General features: G+C 64.1%; 17 protein-coding genes. 12 read left to right on the top strand and 5 right to left on the bottom strand.

Annotated elements, in window-relative coordinates; all coding sequences use genetic code 11:
* Positions 1-37 precede the first annotated feature (37 nt).
* Entirely contained in the window at positions 38-1,483 is a 1,446-nt protein-coding gene (locus XH90_RS27295; RefSeq protein WP_194477385.1) for a short-chain fatty acyl-CoA regulator family protein, read from the bottom strand.
* Between the two features lie 234 nt (positions 1,484-1,717).
* Between XH90_RS27295 and XH90_RS27290 the strand changes: the two genes are divergently transcribed.
* The 3 genes from XH90_RS27290 (at position 1,718) to XH90_RS27280 (ending at position 4,330) form a co-directional block, all read left to right on the top strand.
* On the top strand, positions 1,718-3,352 hold the full coding sequence (locus XH90_RS27290; RefSeq protein WP_194477384.1) for an isocitrate lyase: 1,635 nt from the start codon (positions 1,718-1,720) through the stop codon (positions 3,350-3,352).
* A 23-nt stretch (positions 3,353-3,375) separates the two neighbouring features.
* Positions 3,376-3,585 (top strand): hypothetical protein, encoded by a 210-nt coding sequence (locus XH90_RS27285; RefSeq protein WP_008137787.1) that lies wholly within the window; start codon positions 3,376-3,378, stop codon positions 3,583-3,585.
* A 190-nt stretch (positions 3,586-3,775) separates the two neighbouring features.
* Positions 3,776-4,330, top strand: coding sequence for a hypothetical protein (locus XH90_RS27280; RefSeq protein ID WP_194477383.1), 555 nt, complete (start codon positions 3,776-3,778; stop codon positions 4,328-4,330).
* A gap of 38 nt (positions 4,331-4,368) precedes the next feature.
* On the opposite strand, the gene XH90_RS27275 is transcribed toward XH90_RS27280, so the two are convergent.
* On the bottom strand, positions 4,369-5,250 hold the full coding sequence (locus tag XH90_RS27275; RefSeq protein WP_194482826.1) for a metallophosphoesterase: 882 nt from the start codon (positions 5,248-5,250) through the stop codon (positions 4,369-4,371).
* 104 nt (positions 5,251-5,354) lie between these two features.
* On the opposite strand from XH90_RS27275, the gene XH90_RS27270 reads away from it, so the two are divergent.
* The 5 genes from XH90_RS27270 to XH90_RS27250 all read left to right on the top strand — a co-directional run bounded on the left by XH90_RS27270 (position 5,355) and on the right by XH90_RS27250 (position 9,102).
* Positions 5,355-5,846: an NUDIX domain-containing protein gene (locus tag XH90_RS27270; RefSeq protein ID WP_194477382.1), complete on the top strand. Its 492-nt coding sequence runs from the start codon at positions 5,355-5,357 to the stop codon at positions 5,844-5,846.
* Positions 5,847-5,894: 48 nt separating this feature from the next.
* Positions 5,895-7,046, top strand: a complete 1,152-nt coding sequence (locus tag XH90_RS27265; RefSeq protein WP_194477381.1) for a hypothetical protein — start codon at positions 5,895-5,897, stop codon at positions 7,044-7,046.
* Entirely contained in the window at positions 7,043-7,978 is a 936-nt protein-coding gene (locus tag XH90_RS27260; RefSeq protein WP_194477380.1) for a glycosyltransferase family 2 protein, read from the top strand. The genes XH90_RS27265 and XH90_RS27260 overlap by 4 nt, the downstream gene beginning before the upstream one ends.
* A 114-nt stretch (positions 7,979-8,092) precedes the next feature.
* Positions 8,093-8,608, top strand: coding sequence for a GNAT family N-acetyltransferase (locus XH90_RS27255; RefSeq protein WP_194477379.1), 516 nt, complete (start codon positions 8,093-8,095; stop codon positions 8,606-8,608).
* A gap of 26 nt (positions 8,609-8,634) precedes the next feature.
* Entirely contained in the window at positions 8,635-9,102 is a 468-nt protein-coding gene (locus tag XH90_RS27250) for a hypothetical protein (protein WP_194477378.1), read from the top strand.
* A gap of 117 nt (positions 9,103-9,219) precedes the next feature.
* Here the strand turns inward: XH90_RS27250 and XH90_RS27245 are convergent, their stop codons facing one another.
* On the bottom strand, positions 9,220-12,399 hold the full coding sequence (locus XH90_RS27245; RefSeq protein ID WP_194477377.1) for a hypothetical protein: 3,180 nt from the start codon (positions 12,397-12,399) through the stop codon (positions 9,220-9,222).
* Positions 12,400-12,845: 446 nt separating this feature from the next.
* Between XH90_RS27245 and XH90_RS27240 the strand changes: the two genes are divergently transcribed.
* The 4 genes from XH90_RS27240 to XH90_RS27225 all read left to right on the top strand — a co-directional run bounded on the left by XH90_RS27240 (position 12,846) and on the right by XH90_RS27225 (position 17,279).
* Positions 12,846-13,616: an IclR family transcriptional regulator gene (locus XH90_RS27240; protein WP_194477376.1), complete on the top strand. Its 771-nt coding sequence runs from the start codon at positions 12,846-12,848 to the stop codon at positions 13,614-13,616.
* A 291-nt stretch (positions 13,617-13,907) separates the two neighbouring features.
* On the top strand, positions 13,908-15,227 hold the full coding sequence (locus tag XH90_RS27235; protein ID WP_194477375.1) for an MFS transporter: 1,320 nt from the start codon (positions 13,908-13,910) through the stop codon (positions 15,225-15,227).
* A gap of 10 nt (positions 15,228-15,237) precedes the next feature.
* Positions 15,238-16,854, top strand: coding sequence for an amidohydrolase family protein (locus XH90_RS27230; protein ID WP_194477374.1), 1,617 nt, complete (start codon positions 15,238-15,240; stop codon positions 16,852-16,854).
* Positions 16,855-16,895: 41 nt separating this feature from the next.
* Complete coding sequence (locus XH90_RS27225; protein WP_194477373.1) at positions 16,896-17,279, top strand: RidA family protein; 384 nt, start codon at positions 16,896-16,898, stop codon at positions 17,277-17,279.
* A 165-nt stretch (positions 17,280-17,444) separates the two neighbouring features.
* On the opposite strand, the gene XH90_RS27220 is transcribed toward XH90_RS27225, so the two are convergent.
* Together XH90_RS27220 and XH90_RS27215 are read right to left on the bottom strand one after the other, a co-directional pair.
* Positions 17,445-19,712, bottom strand: a complete 2,268-nt coding sequence (locus XH90_RS27220) for a TonB-dependent receptor (RefSeq protein WP_194477372.1) — start codon at positions 19,710-19,712, stop codon at positions 17,445-17,447.
* A gap of 148 nt (positions 19,713-19,860) precedes the next feature.
* On the bottom strand, positions 19,861-20,259 hold the full coding sequence (locus tag XH90_RS27215) for a DUF2946 family protein (protein WP_194477371.1): 399 nt from the start codon (positions 20,257-20,259) through the stop codon (positions 19,861-19,863).
* Between the last annotated feature and the right edge of the window lie 169 nt (positions 20,260-20,428).

Here is a 20,428-nt window from a genome sequence, read left to right as displayed (position 1 = left end):
CGTCATTGCTGTGCAATGACGAGGAGCATGTGCCCCCTCATAACTCCCGCGCATTCGAAAACGCGAACGAGCTCACCCTTCTCGTCGTCTCGTCCAGGATCAGCGTGCGCGTGATCGGCGGTTCGGCGCGCTGGGCGCAGTTTTCGCGTTCGCAGAGACGGCAGTTGACGCCGATCGGCGTGCCCTCCGACTTCTCGAGATCCATGCCGGCGGCGTAGGTGAGGCGTGCGGCGTGCCGGATCTCGCAGCCGAGGCCGATGGCGAAGCGCGGCTGCGGCAGCGGGTGCGGCGCCACGGGTCGGCGTACCATCTGCGCGATCGAGAAATAGCGCGTGCCGTCGGACAGCTCGATCACCTGCTTGAGCAGGCGATCGGGCGTGTCGAAGGTCGAGTGCACGTTCCAGAGCGGGCAGGTGCCGCCGAATTTCGAGAACGGGAAGGTGCCTGACGAAAATCGCTTCGAGACGTTGCCGGCATTGTCGACACGCAACAGGAAGAACGGGATGCCGCGCGCGTTCGGCCGTTGCAAGGTGGTGAGGCGATGGCAGACCTGCTCGAAGCCGGAATTGAAGCGCTGCGCCAGCACGTGGATGTCGTAGTTGAGCGCTTCGGCAGCGGCGAGGAAGGCCGGGTAGGGCATCATCACGCTAGCGGCGAAATAATTGCCGAGCGTGATGCGGAACAGCCGGCGCGGCGCGTCGTCGAGCGGCCCGGCTCGGCCGATGATGGTCTCCAGGGCTTGCGCGCATTCGCCAAGCCCGAGCTGAAACGCGAGCTGGAAGGCGCGGCCGGGCGGATCGACCAGTTCCGAGATCAGGAGCTGGCGGCGGTGGCGGTCGAAGCGGCGCAGCGTCTCGCGCATCACGTCGACGGGCATGATGCGGGTCTGGATCGAATGCTTTTCGCGCAGGCGCTCCACGAGCGCGGCATAGAGCCCTTCGGCCGGCACGTTCAATTCGTCCCGCAGGTTTTCCGCGGCCTGCTCGAGCTCGGGGAAATAATTGCGGTTGGCCTCGATCAGTTCGCGCACGCGCTCGACCGGGTTGGCCTCATAGCGCGTGCCGACATCGCGGTCGGCCATTTGCGCGGCCGCCAGCGTCTCGCCCTGACGCGCCTCGGTATAGGCCGCGTAGAGCCGTTGCAGCGCATGGGTGACGCCGGGACAGAGCTCGGCGAGGTCGCGCAGTTCCTGCTTGGGCACGTCGATCTGGCGGAACAGGGGATCGGAGAAGATCTCGTTCAGTTCGGCGAAGAAGCGGTCCTCGTCGGCGGTGGCGAGGTCGCGCAGATCGAGATCGTAGGTCTCGGCCAGCCGCAGCAGGATCTGCGCGGTCACGGGTCGCTGGTTCCGCTCGATCAGATTGACATAGCTCGGCGAGATCCCGAGCCCCTCGGCGATCTGGGTCTGCGACAGCCCCAATTGCTGCCGGATCCGCCGGAAGCGCGGGCCGACAAACAGCTTTTTCCCGGATTCGGCGGGCATTTTCACGTCTCCTGGCACATCAAGGTCAGTCTCTCTGACCTATATGTTACAATTTTTACAAAGTAACATCTATTACATGTTCTGATGTTACATGACATCACCATTCAAATACAAGGCCTCTGTACGAACTTCTCTTTCTCGCGTTTATCTCATGACACGCATTTCGCAATGCATTGTCAAAAATGTCGATGACAAGGCCTTTCGCTTTGCCATCCGTCAAAAGGGATCAGGCACATGAACTACCAGCCCCGCGGTATCAACACCCTCCAGGGCCCGGCCTCGTATCAGAGCGAGATCGACGCGGCCCGGGCGCTCCTCGAGACCCAGCCGACCTGGAACGGGGTCTCGGCCGAGGCTGTCGCGCGCATGCGCCTTCAGAACCGTTTCAGGACCGGTTTGGACGTTGCCCGTTACACCGCCGCGCTGATGCGCGCCGACATGGCGGCCTATGACAAGGATCCGACCAAGTACACCCAGTCGCTCGGCTGCTGGCACGGCTTCATCGCCCAGCAGAAGCTGATCTCGGTCAAGAAGCATTTCGGCGGCAAGACCGATCGCACCTACCTGTATCTCTCCGGCTGGATGATCGCCGCGCTGCGCTCCGAGTTCGGACCGCTGCCCGACCAGTCGATGCACGAGAAGACCTCGGTGCCGGCGCTGATCGAGGAACTCTACACGTTCCTTCGCCAGGCGGATTCCCGCGAGCTCAACGACATCTTCCGTGCGCTCGACAAGGCGCGCAAGGAAGGCGACAAGACGCGCGAGAAGGAGCTGATCGCGAAGATCGACAACTTCCAGACTCACGTCGTTCCCGTCATCGCCGACATCGACGCGGGCTTCGGCAATGCCGAGGCGACCTATCTGCTCGCCAAGAAGATGATCGAAGCGGGCGCCTGCGCGCTCCAGATCGAGAACCAGGTCTCGGACGAGAAGCAGTGCGGTCACCAGGACGGCAAGGTCACCGTTCCGCACGAAGTGTTCATCGCCAAGATCCGCGCCTGCCGCCACGCCTTCCTCGAGCTCGGCGTCGAAGACGGCGTCATCGTCACCCGCACCGACTCGCTCGGCGCTGGTTTGACGCAGCAGATCGCCGTCAGCCACAAGCCCGGTGACATCGGCGACCAGTACAACAGCTTCCTCGATTGCGAGGAAGTCACCGCGGCGAACGCCCGCAACGGCGACGTCATCATCAACCGCAACGGCAAGATGATGCGTCCGAAGCGGCTGCCCTCGAACCTCTACCAGTTCCGTCCCGGCACGGGCGAGGACCGCTGCGTGCTCGACAGCATCACCTCGCTCCAGAACGGTGCAGACCTGCTGTGGATCGAGACCGAGAAGCCGCATATCGAGCAGATCGCCAAGATGGTCGACCGCATCCGTGAGGTCATCCCGAACGCCAAGCTGGCCTACAACAACTCGCCGTCGTTCAACTGGACCATCAACTTCCGTCAGCAGGTCTACGACGCGATGAAGGAAGCCGGCAAGGATGTCAGCAAGTACAACCGCGCCGAGCTGATGAAGCCGGAATACGACGATACGCCGCTGGCGATCGAAGCCGACGAGCGCATCCGGACCTTCCAGGCGGATTCGGCCAAGCGCGCCGGCATCTTCCATCACCTGATCACGCTGCCGACCTACCACACCGCGGCACTGTCCACCGACAACCTCGCCAAGGAGTATTTCGGCGAGCAGGGCATGCTCGGTTACGTCAAGAACGTGCAGCGCCAGGAGATCCGTCAGGGCATCGCCTGCGCCAAGCACCAGAACATGGCCGGCTCCGACATCGGCGACGATCACAAGGAGTACTTCGCAGGTGAGGCTGCCCTGAAGGCGGGCGGCGCTCACAACACGATGAACCAGTTCGGCTAACGCCATCCAAGAGGAGACTGACAATGACCAAAGGCAGCAATTTCTGGGTGATCGGCGGCGAGTTCGGCTCGATGAACTTCCACAAGCTGGTCGAGGGCTCGGCGCAGGTGCAGGGTCCGTTCAAGACCCGCAAGGAAGCCGAGGACGCCTGGCGCTCGGTTTCGGAAGAGAACCGCCACAAGGCCGGCGTCCGCTTCTCGATCGTGGAAGAGCCGTCGCGGGTCTCGGCCTGACGGCTGGCTGACAAACTCTAAGAAGACGTCCAAGGACGGAGGGTCCCATCCGGCGCAAGCCGGGTGGGATCGTCTGTTTTTGGCACACATCAACGGCCTGTGGGCACGGTAAGTGTCTGGAATAACGAGCCCTTTGCGGACCTTATGGTTGCTGATAGGTTAATGGGGAGAGTTGAGGACGAGGCCGGCAATGTCAGAGCCCGAAACCAGCGGTACCCATCCCAGCCAGCCGCGCCCGATGCGGTTGCGCGATGCGCTGCTGCGCGCGCGGATCGAAGCCGCCGACCGGACCGGGGTGGTCGTCGATCTCAGGGACGCCGAGGTAGCGCGGCTCGAGATCCTCAACGACGCGCTCGATCCGCTGTTCGCCCAGGTGCCCGACCAGATCGATCTGTTCGACCGCGGCATCAGCCAGGGCGATACGCCCAGGCTCTGGATCGACGTCGTCGCCCACATCATGATGGGGCGCGACAAGCGGCAGTACCGCTTCGTCCAGGACACCCGCTTCGGCCGCATCGTGCTCGCCGAATCGCACGACACGGCGGTGATCGTCGACGCCGTGACCGACTACGTCGCCCGCCGCATGATCGAGCGCGAGCGTGCGATGGTGGTGCCGTCAGAGCCGAAGGAGGAGATCGCGGAGCAGCCGCGCCGCTCGCGCGTCTGGCCGTTCCTGTTCGGCTTCATCCTCGGTGCCGCCGCACTGTTCGGTGTCGCCGTGCTCGCGGCGTTGCGGAGCTGGTGATTGCTTGCGCAGTCCGTGCTCGCGCCGACACGCGCGATTCAGAGCAGCCGCGCGCGCTTGATCTCCCGGATCTGCAAGCCATGATCGATGCTCCGCACGATCTGCTCGCAGCGCCAGCCGGTATTGTCCTTCTCGATCTCAAACAGATTGTAGGCGGCCGCCGGATAACGCCCGTGCGCGAGCGCCGAGGCCGACGGCACGCCGATCGCGGGAATGTTGCCGTTGGGGCCTTCGAACCACATCGTCGAATGAATGTGGTCGTGTCCGTGCAGGATCAGCTCGACGCCATGGCGCTTGAGCAGCGCCAGCAGGCCTGCGGAATCCGTCAGCCGCTTCTGGCGCGCGACGGACTTGAGGGGATGATGCACCAGCAGCACGCGGAAGACTTCCTCGGCAGCAAGCCGGTCGAGAACGTTTTCAAGATCTTTGAGCTGATCGCGACCGAGCGTGCCCGTCGCCATCAAGGGCGGCGTCGGCACGGCACTGGAGAGGCTGATCAGCGCGGCTGGGCCGCGCCGGCGCACGCCGGGAAAGCCGATGCGGCCGTCGTCGCCGGCAAGATAGGGCGCAAAGGTCTCGCCGAAGCGATGAAAGGTAGCGCGGACATAGGCGTCGTGATTGCCGGGGATCGTGGTGACGCGATCGGGCGGGCCGACCTCGTCGAGCCAGGCGCGCGCCGGCGCGAACTCCGCCTCCATCGCCAGATTGACGAGATCGCCTGTCACGGCGATGTGGTCCGGCGCCTGCGCCTGCAAATCGGCGACCAGCGCGTCGAGCACCTCGCGGCGCTGGTATTTGTGGCGGTTGCGCGTCCAGTTGACGTAGCCGAGCGCGCGCTTGCCTGCGAGCTCGATCAGCCGCGGCTTCGGCAACGGCGGCAGGTGCGGGTCGGACAGATGGGCGAGCGTGAAGGGTGCCAAGAAAGATGTCATCGCGCGCGATTGCCTCGCTATTCCCCTGCTGTAATGGCAAGGTCGCCGGCAACGCGCAAGCGAAGCCTGAGAAGGCGCATCACGAGAGGCTAATGGCGAAGCGCCTGGACCAGATCCGACGGAGATTCGAGCCGCTGCTGCGGCGATTCTTCCACGCCTATTTCCTGGTGGTCCGAGGCATGACGCTCGGCGTCCGGGCCGTGGTGCTCGATGCCGACGGCAGGGTGTTCCTGGTCAAGCACAGCTACGTCTCGGGCTGGTATCTGCCGGGCGGCGGCGTCGACTTTGGCGAGACCATGGAACAGGCGATGCGCCGCGAGCTCAAGGAGGAGGGCGATATCGACCTGACCGGGGAGGCCATGCTGCACGGCATCTTCCTCAACAGCCACGTCTCCCGCCGCGACCATGTCGCGGTCTACGTCGTCAGGCATTTCCGCCAGGACCGCCTGCCGGAGCCCAATCGCGAGATCATCGAATGCGGCTTCTTCGACGCCGCTTGCTTGCCCGAGGGGACCACGAACGGTACACGGCTGCGGCTCGCTGAGGTGCTGGATGGCAAGCCGCTGATGACGACGTGGCGCTGAGGGCCGGCTATGCTAGTAACCCGTCCGAACGGGCGCCACGGAAACCTGATGAAAGCTGCAAAACTTGCCTTAGGCCTGATCTGCCTTGCAATCCTCGCCAGCAACATTTGGACAATGTCGCGCTGGAGCGAGGCGCGCGGGGTCTATGACGACATCTGCTATCTCCGTCAGGCGCATCTGTTCCAGCGCTTCGGCGCCGGCGGGCTCGATACCAACGCTATCAGGGATGACGATCGCTATTTCGAAGGCAAGATGAAGGAGATCGGTTTCGCCGAGTGGAAGGATCCGATCCGCTGGCCCTGCCACAACCCGATGCCAAGCGGCAAGGTCGTGTTGCAATATCCGCCCGGCACCGGCTTTCTGCTGGCGCTGTTTCCCGAGGGACATCAGGTGGTGCCGCTCTACATTGCCGCGAGCCTGATCGTCTGCGGCCTCGCGCTATCAGGCATTTTCCTGGCGCGGACGCTGCCGTCGCTCGTTCGTGCAGGCCTGTTCGGCGCGCTTGCCGTGTACCTCATGATCAATCCGGCCAAGGCGAGCTATTCGGTCGCGCCGACCATGGCGCTGTGCGCCGTCGCCGGCTTCCTGACGGCGCTGTGGCTGGCCAGGGACAAGCGCAGCATCTTGCTGATCGCGCTCACCGGCCTTCTGCTCGGCGCGTCCGTCAATTTCAGGCTGCCGAACGCGCTGCTCGCGGCGGGCTATTTCCTGTTCCTCGGTATTCCCTTCCTGTGGACGCGCTCGCTCGCGACCTTCGTGCAGGGACTCGCCTTCGGTGCCGGCGTGCTTGTCGGCATGGCGCCGACGCTGGCCGCCCAGGCCATCAATGCCGGCAGTGCGCTGGCCACGACCTATGGCAGTGCCGACGTGGTCGCGCCGGCCCTCGATCTTGCGGTGTTCGGCCAGTATCTGCGCGACATGCAGTTCGTGCTGATCGTGCTTGCGATCGGCGCGACGGCCTGGCTGTTGCGGGCCGGCGAGGGCCATGTGCGTCAGGCAGCCTTCGTGGTTGTCGGCAACCTCGTCGTCAATCTCGGCTTCTTCATGAGCCATCCGATCTTCACGCCGTACTATGTCGTGCCGATCGCGATGCTGTCGCTGTGGACGTTGTCGTTCGCCCGGCTGCTGCAGCCGGCCGAGGCGCGTGAGGCGGCACCGGTCCGGACCGACGCGGCCGGCCTCGGAGCGCAGCCGCGATGACATCGGCGCAACCCCGCATCGCCGTGCTGGTGCCCTGCTACAACGAGGAGGCCGCGGTCGCGACCGTCGTCGAAAATTTTCGCAGCGCGCTGCCCGCGGCGGAGATCTACGTCTACGACAACAATTCGCGCGACCGCACTGCGGCTGTTGCGCGCGAGGCCGGCGCGATCGTGCGCAGCGAGCGGCGGCAGGGCAAAGGCCATGTCGTACGGCGCATGTTCGCCGACGTCGAGGCCGACATCTACGTGCTGGTCGATGGCGACGCCACCTACGACGCGCCGAGCGCTCCACGCATGATCGACAAGCTGCTCGACGAGCATCTCGACATGGTGGTCGGGCTCCGTATCGACCAGTCGCAGGCGGCCTACCGTCTCGGCCATCGCACCGGCAACCGCATGCTGACCGGGTTTCTGGCCTGGACTTTCGGCCGCGATTTCCAGGACATCCTGTCCGGCTACCGCGTGTTCTCGCGCCGCTTCGTCAAATCGTTCCCGGTGCTGTCGGATGGTTTCGAGATCGAAACCGAGCTTGCGGTCTATGCGCTGGAATTGTCGTTGCCGGTCGCCGAACTCGAGACGCCCTATTACGCGCGACCCGAGGGATCGTTCTCGAAGCTCAACACCTGGCGCGACGGCTTTCGCATTCTCGGCACCATGCTGAAACTCTACCGCGCGGAAAAGCCGCTGCGCTTCTTCGGCGCCATCGGCATCCTGCTGGCGGTGGTGTCGGTCCTGCTCTCGATCCCCATCGTGATCACCTTCATCGAGACCGGGCTGGTGCCGCGGCTGCCGACCGCCGTGCTGTCGATGGGCCTGATGATCATGGCGATGCTGTCGGTCTCCTCGGGCCTCGTGCTCGACACCGTGACGCGGGGGCGGCGGGAGATGAAGATGCTGGCCTATCTGTCCCAGCCGGCGCCGAAAACGAGCTGACGACGAGCGCGCTCCCATGGACGGCAGGACGTCCAGATGCTACTCCGATTCCTCTATTGACGCGTTTTCTCAACGCGAACCGGGATTCACTTCGCTCGAAAACGCTTTGGCAACATGAACGATCTCTCCATCACCATCCGTCCCGAAGCCCCAGGCGACGCCCAGGCGATCGAGCGGCTGCACGAGCGCACGTTCGGCCCCGGCCGTTTCGTGCTGAGCGCCTACCGCATCCGCGAGCACGTCGACCATCTGCTCGACGTCTCCTTCACGGCCCGCATCGGAACGCTGCTGGTCGGCTCCGTCAGGCAATTGCCGATCATGATCGGCGAGACGCCGGCGCTGCTGCTCGGGCCGCTCACGGTCGAGCCGCCGTTCCGCAGCCGCGGCATCGGCCGCATGCTGATGGAGCGGGCCTTGAAGGACGCCAAGGACAAGGGACATCGCATCGTGCTGCTGGTCGGCGACGAGCCCTATTACAGCCGCATTGGATTCAAGCTAGTCCCCAAGGGCCGCGTCACCATGCCGGGCCCGGTCGATGCCGCGCGCGTCCTGGTGTTCGAGCTCGCTGACGGCGCGTTCGAGGGCGTCTCGGGCGCGGTTGCTCCGGACTGGAGCAAGGCGCGGGGGTAACGGACCAGCCACAAGTCGAGGCTCACATGTTCCGCGTCACAGCCGATTCATTGCAGGCCTATCTCGATTTCGATCCCGAGCGAAAGCGCGATCTGACCGAGTTGCACGAGCTGATTGTCGCCGCCGCGCCGGCCCTCAAGCGCCATTTCCATCAGGGAACGCCGGCGGGAGAGGCGGGCATGCGCATGAAGATGATCGGCTATGGCAAGTTTCGCTACGCCATCAAGTCGGGAAGAAGCACGGACTGGCCGGTGATCGGCGTTGCGCTCCAGAAGAACTACATCAGCGCGTACGTGACGGTAACCAGGCAAGGCGCGCCGCTCGTGTCCCGCTATGCCGGCAAGCTGGGCGAACTGCGCATGGGCGGCAACAATTTCAGTTTCGAGCGGTTCGACGATCTCAAGCAGGATACCGTATCGACGCTGTTCGCAGAGGTTGCCGGCATTTTCGAAGCGGATCCCGAAAATCCCGTTCGCTATATGCAGGGCTCCTGATCCGCCGGCGCCGCACCAAGGTGTAAGCCCCTGTGCGCGGCGCCTTCTCTCGAGCCAAGCGCGCTTACGCACGGCTGTGCCATCATATCGACGGGATCGTCTCTCCGCGCCGGCTCCCTAAGCCTTGATCGCAAGCTTGCGGATCTTCTCGCGATCCTTGCCGTCGACCCAGACACATAGCGTCAATCCGTAGCGACAGGCTTCCACGGCAAGATTGCCGATGTTTCTGGCCCGGCTGTGGAACACATGCGTCTCGCTGCAATCTTCGAGAATGAAGCCGGTGAACTCGCCGTGGCAGTCGTACAGAACCTCGCAGACCTTGCCGCAACGCTCTCGCTCGGGTTCATGCGGCCGCTTCGGCAAGGGTGGCACAAAGGTCAGCGAAGGCGGCACGGCACTCGCATTGCCGCCGAGGCCGTCGACGCGGTCGGAGATGTACTTGATGTAGCGGACCAGCACCGGGTGCCAGCGATTGGACGGTGACATCTGCTCCAGCCGCCATTTCATGATTGCGAGCGTCGTCTCTTCGGCAGGGAGGATCTTGTCGCCCGTGGTCACGGGAATGCGGATCTGGAACGTGCCGACGACGTAGCGCCATTGAGTCAGCCGCTCCACCTCCGTCGGCTTGGTGCGATGGGGTTTGGAGCTGCCCTTGGCGGTTCCCACCTGCGCCGTCTTGCCGTCGGCATGCACCAATGCCGGCGCGGTCTGCAGCTTGGGGCCGGGCGGCGGAGGTGGAGGCGGCAATGGCTTGCCGATGCGCGTGCCGAGCCGTTTGACCGTCACGTCGAACACCTGTCCGCTGCGAACGCCTTGGGGAAGGTCGATGGTGATGAGGCCGGCGAAATTGTCGCCGGCGCCCGGCGGAATCGGCACGTAGCTGACGCCGCGCGTGATCGGGATCCGGATCGTATTGGCATCGCTCATGCCGAGCGGCGAGACGCCGTAGAAGGCCTTGGCGAGCGCCAGCACGTCGCTGGCATGCACCTGCGGCCAGTACAGCGAGGCGACTGAGCCTGTCGGCACGCTGCCCCATTCGATCATCAATTCGTCCGGGTAGATCGTGTTCGGCCCTAGCGGCGCACGGACGGCGCGGCCTGGCTTCGTGTCGAAAGTCTGTGGAATGCGATGTGTGGCTGCGGGGCCCGGATTGTCGGAGCGCGTCACCTGGAGGTTGCGCTGTGCGAGCTGGTCCCAGGACAGCGGCGAGACGCCCTGCGGAATCGGCGCATCGTCGAAGGCGATCTGCGCGACAATGCAATGGTGCGTGCCGTTCAGATAGGTCTGCACCTGCGCGCCGTTGATGACGTTGCCGCTGTCGTAGAGATTGAGGAAACAGCCGTAATATCCCCAGAGCTGATCCTGATGGTCGGGGATCGCCAGCGTCTGGATGTTGGGGCCGCCGGCATAGTCGGTCTGGCTCGAAAAATTGTTGGTGGCGAAGAACGGAATCGAGGTGTTGCCAGCACCCAGCCTCGGCGACCCCGGCTTGCCGGCGGCATCGTTGTTGGAGAGATAGGCGCCGTTGATGTCATAGTCGGTGTCGTTGGTCTGGGTGGTGAACAGCCTGAAGAAAACGCGGACATTGTTGGCCATCGATCCCGCGGAGCCACGCAGGCGCACGCGCGCGACGGCGAAGCTGTAATTGTTTTCGATGCTGATATTGGGCGGGAACGTGCCGCTGATCTGCACGGTGAATGGGTTCACGGACGAGTCGCCCTGGTTGGCGTCGCCCTGGTCGGGCAGGATCGTCGTGAACGGATCGGGGCCGTTCGGATTGGTGAAGCCGTTGGCCGCGGAATTCCAGCGCGACAGCAGGTCCTGGATATAGGTGTAGGCGCCGGAGACGTTGTCGGCGAGTGCGGGCACGCCGGGGATCGGCGCCGCATTCAGCGCCGGGGTGATCGTGAAGACGCGCAGGTCCTGGCTGAGATAGGGCAGGTTGCTGTGGTCCGCGTTCAAATTCGTGAAGTAAGGATCGGCGCCGGCGATCAGCTCGAACTGCATCGAGGCCTGCGAGCCGCTGACCTGTCCGGTCGCGGAGGTATTCAGCGAGACCGTGAGGTCGAATTCGGTCTCGCCGCCTGTTGGGGGGAACTGTGCCAGCAACGGCGTGTCGATATGCAGGTCGTAGGGAATTTCGATACGCTGCGGCGTGAAGTCGTTGACGCCGCTCTCGAACTGCACGCCGGTGGGACTGGGCGTGATCGCCACGCCGGCAAGGCTCGAGAACGAGCCGCCGAAACTTCCGACCGTGATGCCGAGCGACAGGAACGAGCTCTTGCTGAATCCCTCGATGAAGATCGTGAAGGCGTTGGGAACGTAGCCTCCTTGCGTGTTGATGATGTCCTGCGTCTCGTCCTTGCCGAACGTGTTCTTGCCGGCACCGAAGGAGACGCGCGCGATCGGGAAGGGATTGTTTCTATTGGGGCCGGAAATCGACGCGGTCGTACCGGGCGGATAGACACTCTCGACGAGACCGAGGAAGATCGGGAACGGGTTGGAATTGTCGCTGGTCACGGCGTGATAGACGCTAGCCAGGTTGGAATTGTAGTTCGCAATGATCTGGTTGATGCTGAAGCCGAGCTGGACGTTGAGGTAGTAGATGAAGCCGAGCGCGCAGCCGTAGCTGACGGGATCGCCGTCGCCGTGCACGAACGTGCCGTCGCTCACGGTCGAGCCGGTATAGGTCGTGTTGACCCAGTCGCCGCGCGCCGGGTTCGGCAGGATCGTTCCCTGATTGGGGTTGCCGTCTCCGTTCAGCCAGTTCGCGACGAACGAGCTGTAATAATTGTCATGGCCCTGCTGGAAGCGGGTGATGGCCGACCAATGCGACAAGCCTTCGCCGCTGCTGTCACCGGCGTTCCAATTGCCGCGAATGCCCATCAGCACCTCGACCCACTCGGCAATGAACACCATGCCGACGCGCTGCGCCGGCAGCGGCGCGTCGCTCATCAGGTTTTGCGAGTCGAGGCTGATCGGATTGCCGACGCCGTTGTTGCTGGCGCCGGGAAAGGAGAAGCCTCCGCCCGAAAGGGCAGAGTCGGCCTGATCGAGGCGAACCTCTTGCCGCGCGCCGGTGCCGAACTGGCTGGAGGGTGTGCCGAACCAGCCGGTGGTGACGTTGAACTCGTTCTCGATGACGCTCAGCGAGGGACTGATGTTGCTGAGCAGGGAATTGGCGTTGTTGATGACGTTGGTCTGGTCGGCGAGCGAATTCTCGTATCGTATCCAGAAATTGGTGGTCTTGCCGGCGCCTTGTCCAATATCGGTCAAGCTGGTGCTGCTGAGAGCCATATTGCTACTCCTTGAAACTGAAATGTCTCGCGATCGCTTCTGGTTTGCGCAGGCGCGGCTTCGAGAAAATTCCGCAGTTCAAGGTGCTATGGCTTGCAGACGCTTGGCCTCGCCTGCGCGCAATTAAATCTGGCTAGTTGTCCGGCAGGTTGAACGCAAGCAATGCGATCGTTGCAGGCCGAATTCGGCACGGGCAGTGTTGAAATCACAACCTGCCATGGTGCTCAATACAATTGCACGCTAATAGAGCTTCAAGAGGAGATGCTACCACAGGTTTGAAGGAGGGGTTGATCACGCTTGCGGCAAATCCGTCGCTGAGTGGCTGCAGCTTTGTGAACTGGATAACATCCAAGCTGAATTCTGAATGCGCAAAGGCGGACACGCTATACCGCTCGCGCTGTTTATGCCAAAAGCGGCAGGCGAAGCTGACGAAGGACATGTGAAGTTTGGCTGCATCGAAGAAGGGCGCCTCGCCCGCGGAACGCCAGAACGGGATCGATCGGACCATCGATCTCCTGGAAGCACTGCTGCATTTGCGCGCGCCGTCCAAACTCAGCGATCTCGCCAAGCAGATGGGCGCGCCGCGCTCGACCGTCTATGCCATCGCCAACCGCCTGATCGAAGCTGACCTGCTCGAGAACGTCGGCGACGGCGGCCAGGTCTATTTCGGCAAGGCGGTGCATCTCTACGGGCGGGCCTATGCGGAGGCCAATCCGCTGCATCGCCGATGCCGCGAAGCGCTCGACCGGCTCGCGACCCAGCACAGCGCCACGGCGCAGCTCTGCGCGCTGCGTGGCCGCAAATATGTGGTGGTCGATACCAGGGACGGGTCGGGCCTGTTTCGGATCACCACGGATGTCGGCATCGAGGTGCCGCTGCCGTGGACGGCATCGGGCCGGCTGCTGCTCGATCACATGAGCCCGGCGGAGATTCGTGCGTTCGTTCCGAAAGAGGATTTTCGTCTTCCTGACGGCCGCGTGCTCGATGTCGATGATTTCATCAAGGACGTCGCACGCGCGAGGCGTGACGGCAAATGCGTGACAACGGCGCTGTCCGATCGGTTCACCTCGTGTCTTGCGGCGCCCATCCGTGACAAGAAGGGTGTCGCGGTTGCGACGCTGTGCTTCGTGGTTCCCGCAGATTCGGTGAAGGAGCGCAGGACCGCGCTGCTCGACGATCTGGTCGCCACCGCAACCGAACTCTCCGATCGCACCTGAGCTGAGTCCTTTCGGCGGCGCTGTGACCGATGTTCCCGCATCGTGTCACGCGTCGTCGTTGCGCGTCCCGATGTTCGCGCACGCAGCGCACAACGTTCGGCAAATGCGCCTCGCGGCGGGAGGGACTAGAATGTCCGGGCTTGACATCACGCCGCCGCAATAACTAACGTGTCGCTATAAGATAATATTGTCCACTATAAGAGACAACGTAGCTGCAGGCGCGATGAGATTCTCTCGTCCCGATGTCGGGGCGGGAGACGCGTTCCTGCGTGTTCAAGCGAGGATTCGAAAATGGCGAATGCAGGACAACAGGTACCCGGACGACGCTGGCTGATCGGTTGTCTGCTCGGCGTCGGAATTCTCATCAACTACATCGATCGGGTCGGGCTCTCCGCCGCGACGCCCGAGCTGACGAAGGAACTCGGCCTCACCGCGACCGACATCGGCCTGCTCGGCAGCGCGTTCTTCTGGACCTATTCGCTGCTGCAGGTCCCCGGCGGCATGGTGCTCGACCGCTTCGGCGTCACCATGGTCGGCCGAGCCTCGAGCTTCCTCTGGGCTGTCGCCGCCACCATCACCGCGCTCGCCAGCGGATTGTGGGGCATTGCCGCAGCGCGCCTGCTGCTCGGTGTTGCTGAAGCGCCGGCGTTTCCGGCAAGCCAGAAGGCGACCGGCCACTGGTTTCCCCTCGACGAACGCGCGCGCTCGACCGCGATCTTCGATTCCGCCGCCAAGTTCTCCAACGTGATTGGCGTGCCGCTGGTCGCCTATGTGATCTTTCTCTATGGCTGGCGCTGGGGCTTTGGCGTCACCGCCGTGCTGAGCTTCCTCTATTTCGTCGCCTACTACGTCATCTATCGCAACCCGAGCGAAGATCCGAAGCTCTCGAAGGCGGAGCATGATTACATCATCGCCGGCGGCGGCACGCCCGAAGGTCCCGCTGCAGTGGGACAGAGCCGCATGCTCGGCTACCTCCTGCGCAACCGCAAGGTCTGGGGCCTGACCATCGGCTTTTCGGCCTATGGCTACACCTTCTACCTCTTCCTGACCTGGCTGCCGGGCTATCTCGCCCAGACCATGCACATGAACCTGATGTCGGCCGCGGGCTATTCGACCATTCCGTGGATCTTCGCGACCTTGGCGGACCTCCTGATCGGCGGCTTCCTGGTGGATCATCTGATCGCGCGTGGCTACGACTCGACGCGGGTGCGTCAGTCGGTGATCATCGTCGGCATGCTGATGGGGCTCGCCGTGATCGGCGCCGCCTTCACGGTGAAGCCGGGCTGGGCGCTGTTGTGGCTGTCGATCGCGATCTCGGGGCTGTCAGCCGCAGCTCCCGTCGGCTCCTCGATCGTGTCGCTGATCGCGCCCAAGGGCGGGGCGGGAACCGTCGGCGGCATTCTGAATTTCACCAACAACATGATGGGTGTGCTCGCGCCGATCGTGACCGGCGTGGTGGTCGACTGGACTCAATCCTTCGCCGGTGCCTTCATGATCGCGGGCGTCGTGCTGCTGATCGGCATCTTCTTCTATGTCGTGGTGCTCGGCCGCATCGAGCCGATTCCCGATTTCGAGGAGGTACCGCCGGCCGGCGCGGTGCCTGTTCACTGAGGAGAGGGGCATGCCCCGGAGTTCCAGCAGCAAGGACACGCTGATCCGCAACGCCAGGCTGATCGACGGCACCGGCGCGCCGTGGTTCGAGGCCGACCTGCGCATCAGCGGCAACCGCATCGCGGCGATCGGCGCCGCCTTGCCGGCGGAGGACGCCGACATCGTCGACGCGCGCGGGTGTTATCTGGCGCCCGGCTTCATCGACGCCCATTGCCACGACGATCTGATCTGCCTGCGCGAGCCTGACAGGCCCGAGAAGGTGTTGCAGGGCGTGACCACGCTCGTGGTCGGCAATTGCTGCTTCTCGCTCTATCCGGCGACCGCGGGCTCCGCCGAGATGCTGCGGCTGCATTTCTCGGGACTCGCCGGCGAGACTCAGGCGGACGAAGTGTTCGACAGTTTCGACGGCTATCGGCAGGCCCTGGAAGGGCCAGGCGTGGCGCTCAACCTCGTTTCGCTGGTCGGACACGCCGCGATCAGGCTCGCCGTGCTCGGTTACGAGCGCCGCGCGGCGAGCGGCGAGGAGATCGCGGCGATGCAGGCGCTGCTGGCGCAGCAGCTCTCGCAAGGCGCGGCCGGCCTGTCGCTCGGCCTCGTCTATCCGCCGAGTGCTTATGCCGACACCAACGAACTGAACGCGCTGGCGGAGACCGTGCGAGCGCACGGCAAGCTGCTCACCGCGCATGTCCGCAGCTATGAAGCGGGCCTCTTGCCATCCATCGACGAGTTCATCGCGATCCTGCGCGCCTCGGGCGCAGCGGGACTGCTGTCGCATCTGCAATCGGCGGGAAAGCCGAACTGGGGCGCGATCCCCAAGGCGCTCGACCGGCTGGAGGCCGCGCGCGCGGAGGGGATCGACATCTCCTTCGACATGTATCCGTACCCCGCCGGCAGCTCCTACATGCTGCAATTGCTGCCGCCGGCGGCGCTCGAAGGCGGTATCGATGCCCTGCGCGCGCGGCTGCGCGATCCGGCCAGGCGCGAGGCGCTGCGCGTGCTGGTGGAGGAGGGCGATCCCGATCCGCATGCCGCGCAGTCCAAGATCGTGCTGATCGGCTGGCACAATGTGCGCATCTCCGCCACCGCCAATCCCGCGCTGAAGCCGCTCGAGGGCAAGTCGATGGTCGATGCCGCGCGCGAGCTCGGCATCTCCCCGTTCGATCTGATGGTTCGGTGCATCGAGGAGGACCAGGGCCAGACCGGCATCATCATGTTCCAGCTCGATGAGGCCGATCTGCGTGCGGCCTTCACTCATCGCCTGCACATGGTCGGCTCCGACGGCATTCCCCGCCCGGGCACCAAGCCGCATCCGCGCGCCTATGGCAGTTTCCCGCGTGTCGCCGGCCGGCTGACGCGCGAGCAAGGCTGGCTGACGCTCGAAGATGCCGTGCGGCGGATGACCGCGATGCCGGCGCAACGCTTCGGCCTCTCCGACCGCGGCATTCTTCGGCCGGGCATGATCGCGGATCTCACGCTGTTCGACGAGACCATCATGGACAAGGCGACGTTCGAGACGCCGACGGAAATGCCCGCGGGCATCCGTTCGGTTTTCGTCGCCGGCGAGGCTGTGGTCGCAGGCGGTCGCAGCACCTTCGCGCGGCCCGGCCGGGCCTTGATCACGGGATGACGGCCCCGCAATCTCAGCCATCACACACAGGACGATTCGCAATGACGCTGAAACGATATGGCGCGGCCGGCGGCACCGGTACCGGCGGCCAGCACCTTCCCTTTGCTCGCGCGGTGCAGGCCGACGGCTGGCTCTATGTCTCCGGCCAGACGCCGATGGAGAACGGCGAAGTGATCGAGGGCGGCATCATCCCGCAATCGCACAAGGCGATCCGCAACATGCTCGCGATCCTGACGGAGGCCGGTTACGAGCCGAAGGATGTCGTGCGTTGCGGCGTCTGGCTCGACGACCCCCGCGACTTCCAGAGCTTCAACAAGGTCTTCGCCGAATATTTCGGCGCCAATCCGCCGGCGCGGGCCTGCGTGGTGTCGAGCATGGTGGTGGACTGCAAGGTGGAAATCGACTGCGTCGCCTATCGCAAGTGAAGCGCCACCTGTTGCGCCGGAGCCCGCAGGCCCAGGCGCAAATGCTCTGTTTAGCTAAAGTGGAATGCGTTTTGGTTGAATCAGTATAGTCCGCGAACTCCGAACACCTCTCCCCGTCGGGGAGAGGTGTTCCCGGACGCCGATCGAGCCTGACTCGATCCCGCTCTAGAACCGCTGCGAGACGCCGAAATAGAATCCGCGGCGGGGTCCGTATTGCGGGGCGAATACGCCGATGCCGGAGCCGTCGCGGATCTGGTAGATCGTGTCGAACGCATTGACCACGTCGAATCGCACCGTCGTCGGCTTGTTCGGCGCGACGATGTTGAAGTCGTGCGAGAGGCCGAAATTGACCTGCGTGTATCCGGGCAAATGATCGGTGTTGGCAAAGCCCGAGCGAAGGCCACTGCCATAGACCATCGACACGCTATAACGCGTGCCCTCCCAGAGATAGGAGGCGCCGGCCGACGCCGACAGCATCTGCGCGTGGTCGGTGTAGATGTAGTGGCCGTCGATATAGGAGAGCTCGTCCGCGCCGAACAGATACTGGTTCGAGACCACGTTGGTCGCGATCTGCTTGGCCCAGGCGAGGTTGGCGTAGGCGCTGAAATTGCCGTTCTTGTAGGTCGATTTCAGCTCGACGCCGACATTCTCGCCGCGATCGTAGTTGAAGCCGCTCAACACATAGGCCGCGCCGAACTGGCCGTCGTCGAGCAGGTCGCGCGCCTTCTTGTAGTAGGCGTCGGCGCCGACCTCGAGGCCGGGGATCGCATAGACCTTCTGCGTCACACCGACGTCGAACACGTGCGACCGCTCCGGCAGCACCGGGCTGTTCTGCCCGACCTCCGGCGTCTGCGTGTTCGCGGGCGCGCCGGGCGGAGTGACCAGCGCTAGATTGACGGGCGCGGCGATCACCTGCGAGGGCGGCGTGAAGTTGCGTGCATAGCCGGCGTGGAACGTGGTGCCCTCGAACGGTTTCCAGGTCAGGCTGACGCGCGGGCTGAGCTGGTTCGCATCGACATATTGGTACATCTGGTCGAAGCGCAGGCCGGCATTCAGGGTAAGATTGTTGGTGATCTTCCATTCGTCCTGCACGTAGGTCCCGATCAGCCAGCCGGTCTTGGCGCTGGAATCGAACACCGAGAACGGCGCGTCGATCGTGCCTGCGCCCGGATCGGCGGGATCGACCAGCGGCAACACCGTGGTCCCGCTGTTGACCAGCGTTCGCTCCGCGCTCACCGACAGGCCGAAGCGCAGCGTGTGTGCATAGCCAATGCGCCAGGCGGTGTCCTGCTGAAGGCCGTTGACCACGCTCTGGCGGTAGACGTCCGAGGACGCGCCGTTGAAGACGAGATCGCCGATCGGATCGGGGTAGAAGTGCAGCAGGCTGGTGCGATTGAAATACGAGGTCTGCGTGTCGAACTCGCCGTTCGAGGTCTGGTAGGAGACGACGTTGAACTGGTTGAACTCGTTCTGGTGCTCGTTGAGCCGCGACGAGTCGAAACTCGAGACGCCGAACGCCGTATTCGCAGGCGTCTGGCCGGGATTGTTCGGAATCTGGAACGTCGCATTCGACACGCCGCTCATGAAGGTGAGGCGGCTGGTCGGATCGATCATCGTGGAGAGATAGAGAAATCCCTTCTCCTGGTTGGTGCGGTCGTGGATCGCATTGACCGACGGCGTCGGGTTCTCGATGCCGAGATTGTTCTGGAGAAAACGTCCCGACAGGAAATACTGCGTCTGCCCCGCCGTCCCGCCGTATTCCACGTTGGTCGAGATGGTGCCGTTGCTGCCGCCATAAACGCCGACCACGCCGGAATTGTTGAAAGCATCGGCCTTGGTCTGGATGTCGAGCACGCCGGCGGTGCGCTGGCCATACTGCGCCGGCAGCGCGCCGGTGAGCAGGCTCATGCTGCCGACGATGCCGGTGTCGAGAATCTGCCCGAACGCGCCGACGCCGTCGGGAAGCATCACGCCGTTGATGCGGTATTGCAGATTGGCGTGCTCGTTGCGGATGTGCAGGTCGCCGCTCGCCGCCGAATCCTGGGTGACGCCGGGGAATTGCAGCAGCACCTTGTCGAGCGAGGCGTTACTGCCCTGCGGCAACGCCTCGATGGCCTGGCGCGTGAGCGTGTGAGCCGTCGCCCCGCCGGGCGGAAGCACGCTTTGGCGCGCGGCATCCAACCGGTTGCTCTGGCCCTCGACGGCGGCGGGCGCCTCGGCCTGCGGCCGTGCCTGCGAGGCTGAACGTCGCCTGTCGACGGCGACGCGAACTTTCGGGCGGTGCGGCGCCTGCGTTCGCTTTGGCGCATCGACCTCGACGCTGGGGAGCGTCGTCATGGGGGCCGTTGTCTGCGCCGTGGCGTTACTGCCGGGATGAAATAGGGTGAGTGCGGCGAGGCTCGAGCCCGCCAGGATTGCTTTTGAAGACACCATTGTCCTGATTTCCGATCGCGTACCGCCGCGCTCGTCCGGAGCACCTGCAGGCAGCACGCGCCGTCGACACGCGACGGATCGTGTTCGATAGCCTCGCGGAATCGGCGCAAAGCGCGGCCGACGCCGAAGGCAGCTCAATCGATCGACATCAGGAGGCGGGAGGAGCGCGCGGCTGGAACGCGTGGCTTGCCGATTCCAGATGGACGAATTCGGCATCGGTGGTGCGGTAGAGCAGTTCGACCGCCTGCGGCAAATGCAGCAGGGGCGGCGTCGCGAACACGACCGTTCCCGCCATCGCGACCAGTGCGCAGATCGCGCAATTGTCGTCGCCCGGCTTTTCGCGATCGTGATTGGTCGGTGACCGCTTCTGGACTGCCGCGCTGTCGGGCGATGCGATGCTCTTGGCGCCGTCGGCCAGTTGGGCCTGGGCGAGAGGAGCAGCCTGCGCGAACCAGTGGCTATGGCCGAAGGTCAGCGCGAACTGCACCAGCATCGCGAACATCGCGAGCCGGGCGCCGTGCCTGATATTCGACCGGAACCACTTCATCCAAAGGCACCCTACATCGCGAGCCGCCGACCTGATGTCGCGATGTTATAATGTAACATCGCCCGATCGGCTGGCGGATGTCAACCACGAGAGGATCGACGCGCATAGGCGAGCTGGCCGATGTGGTGTTCGGGCAACGAGAACACTCTCCGTTCCCCCCACAAGGGAG

Source organism: Bradyrhizobium sp. CCBAU 53338 (assembly GCF_015291665.1).
In the GTDB taxonomy this organism is placed as follows: domain Bacteria; phylum Pseudomonadota; class Alphaproteobacteria; order Rhizobiales; family Xanthobacteraceae; genus Bradyrhizobium.
Note: the sequence above shows the minus strand (reverse complement) of the source record. Positions and strands in the feature narration are given on the sequence as shown.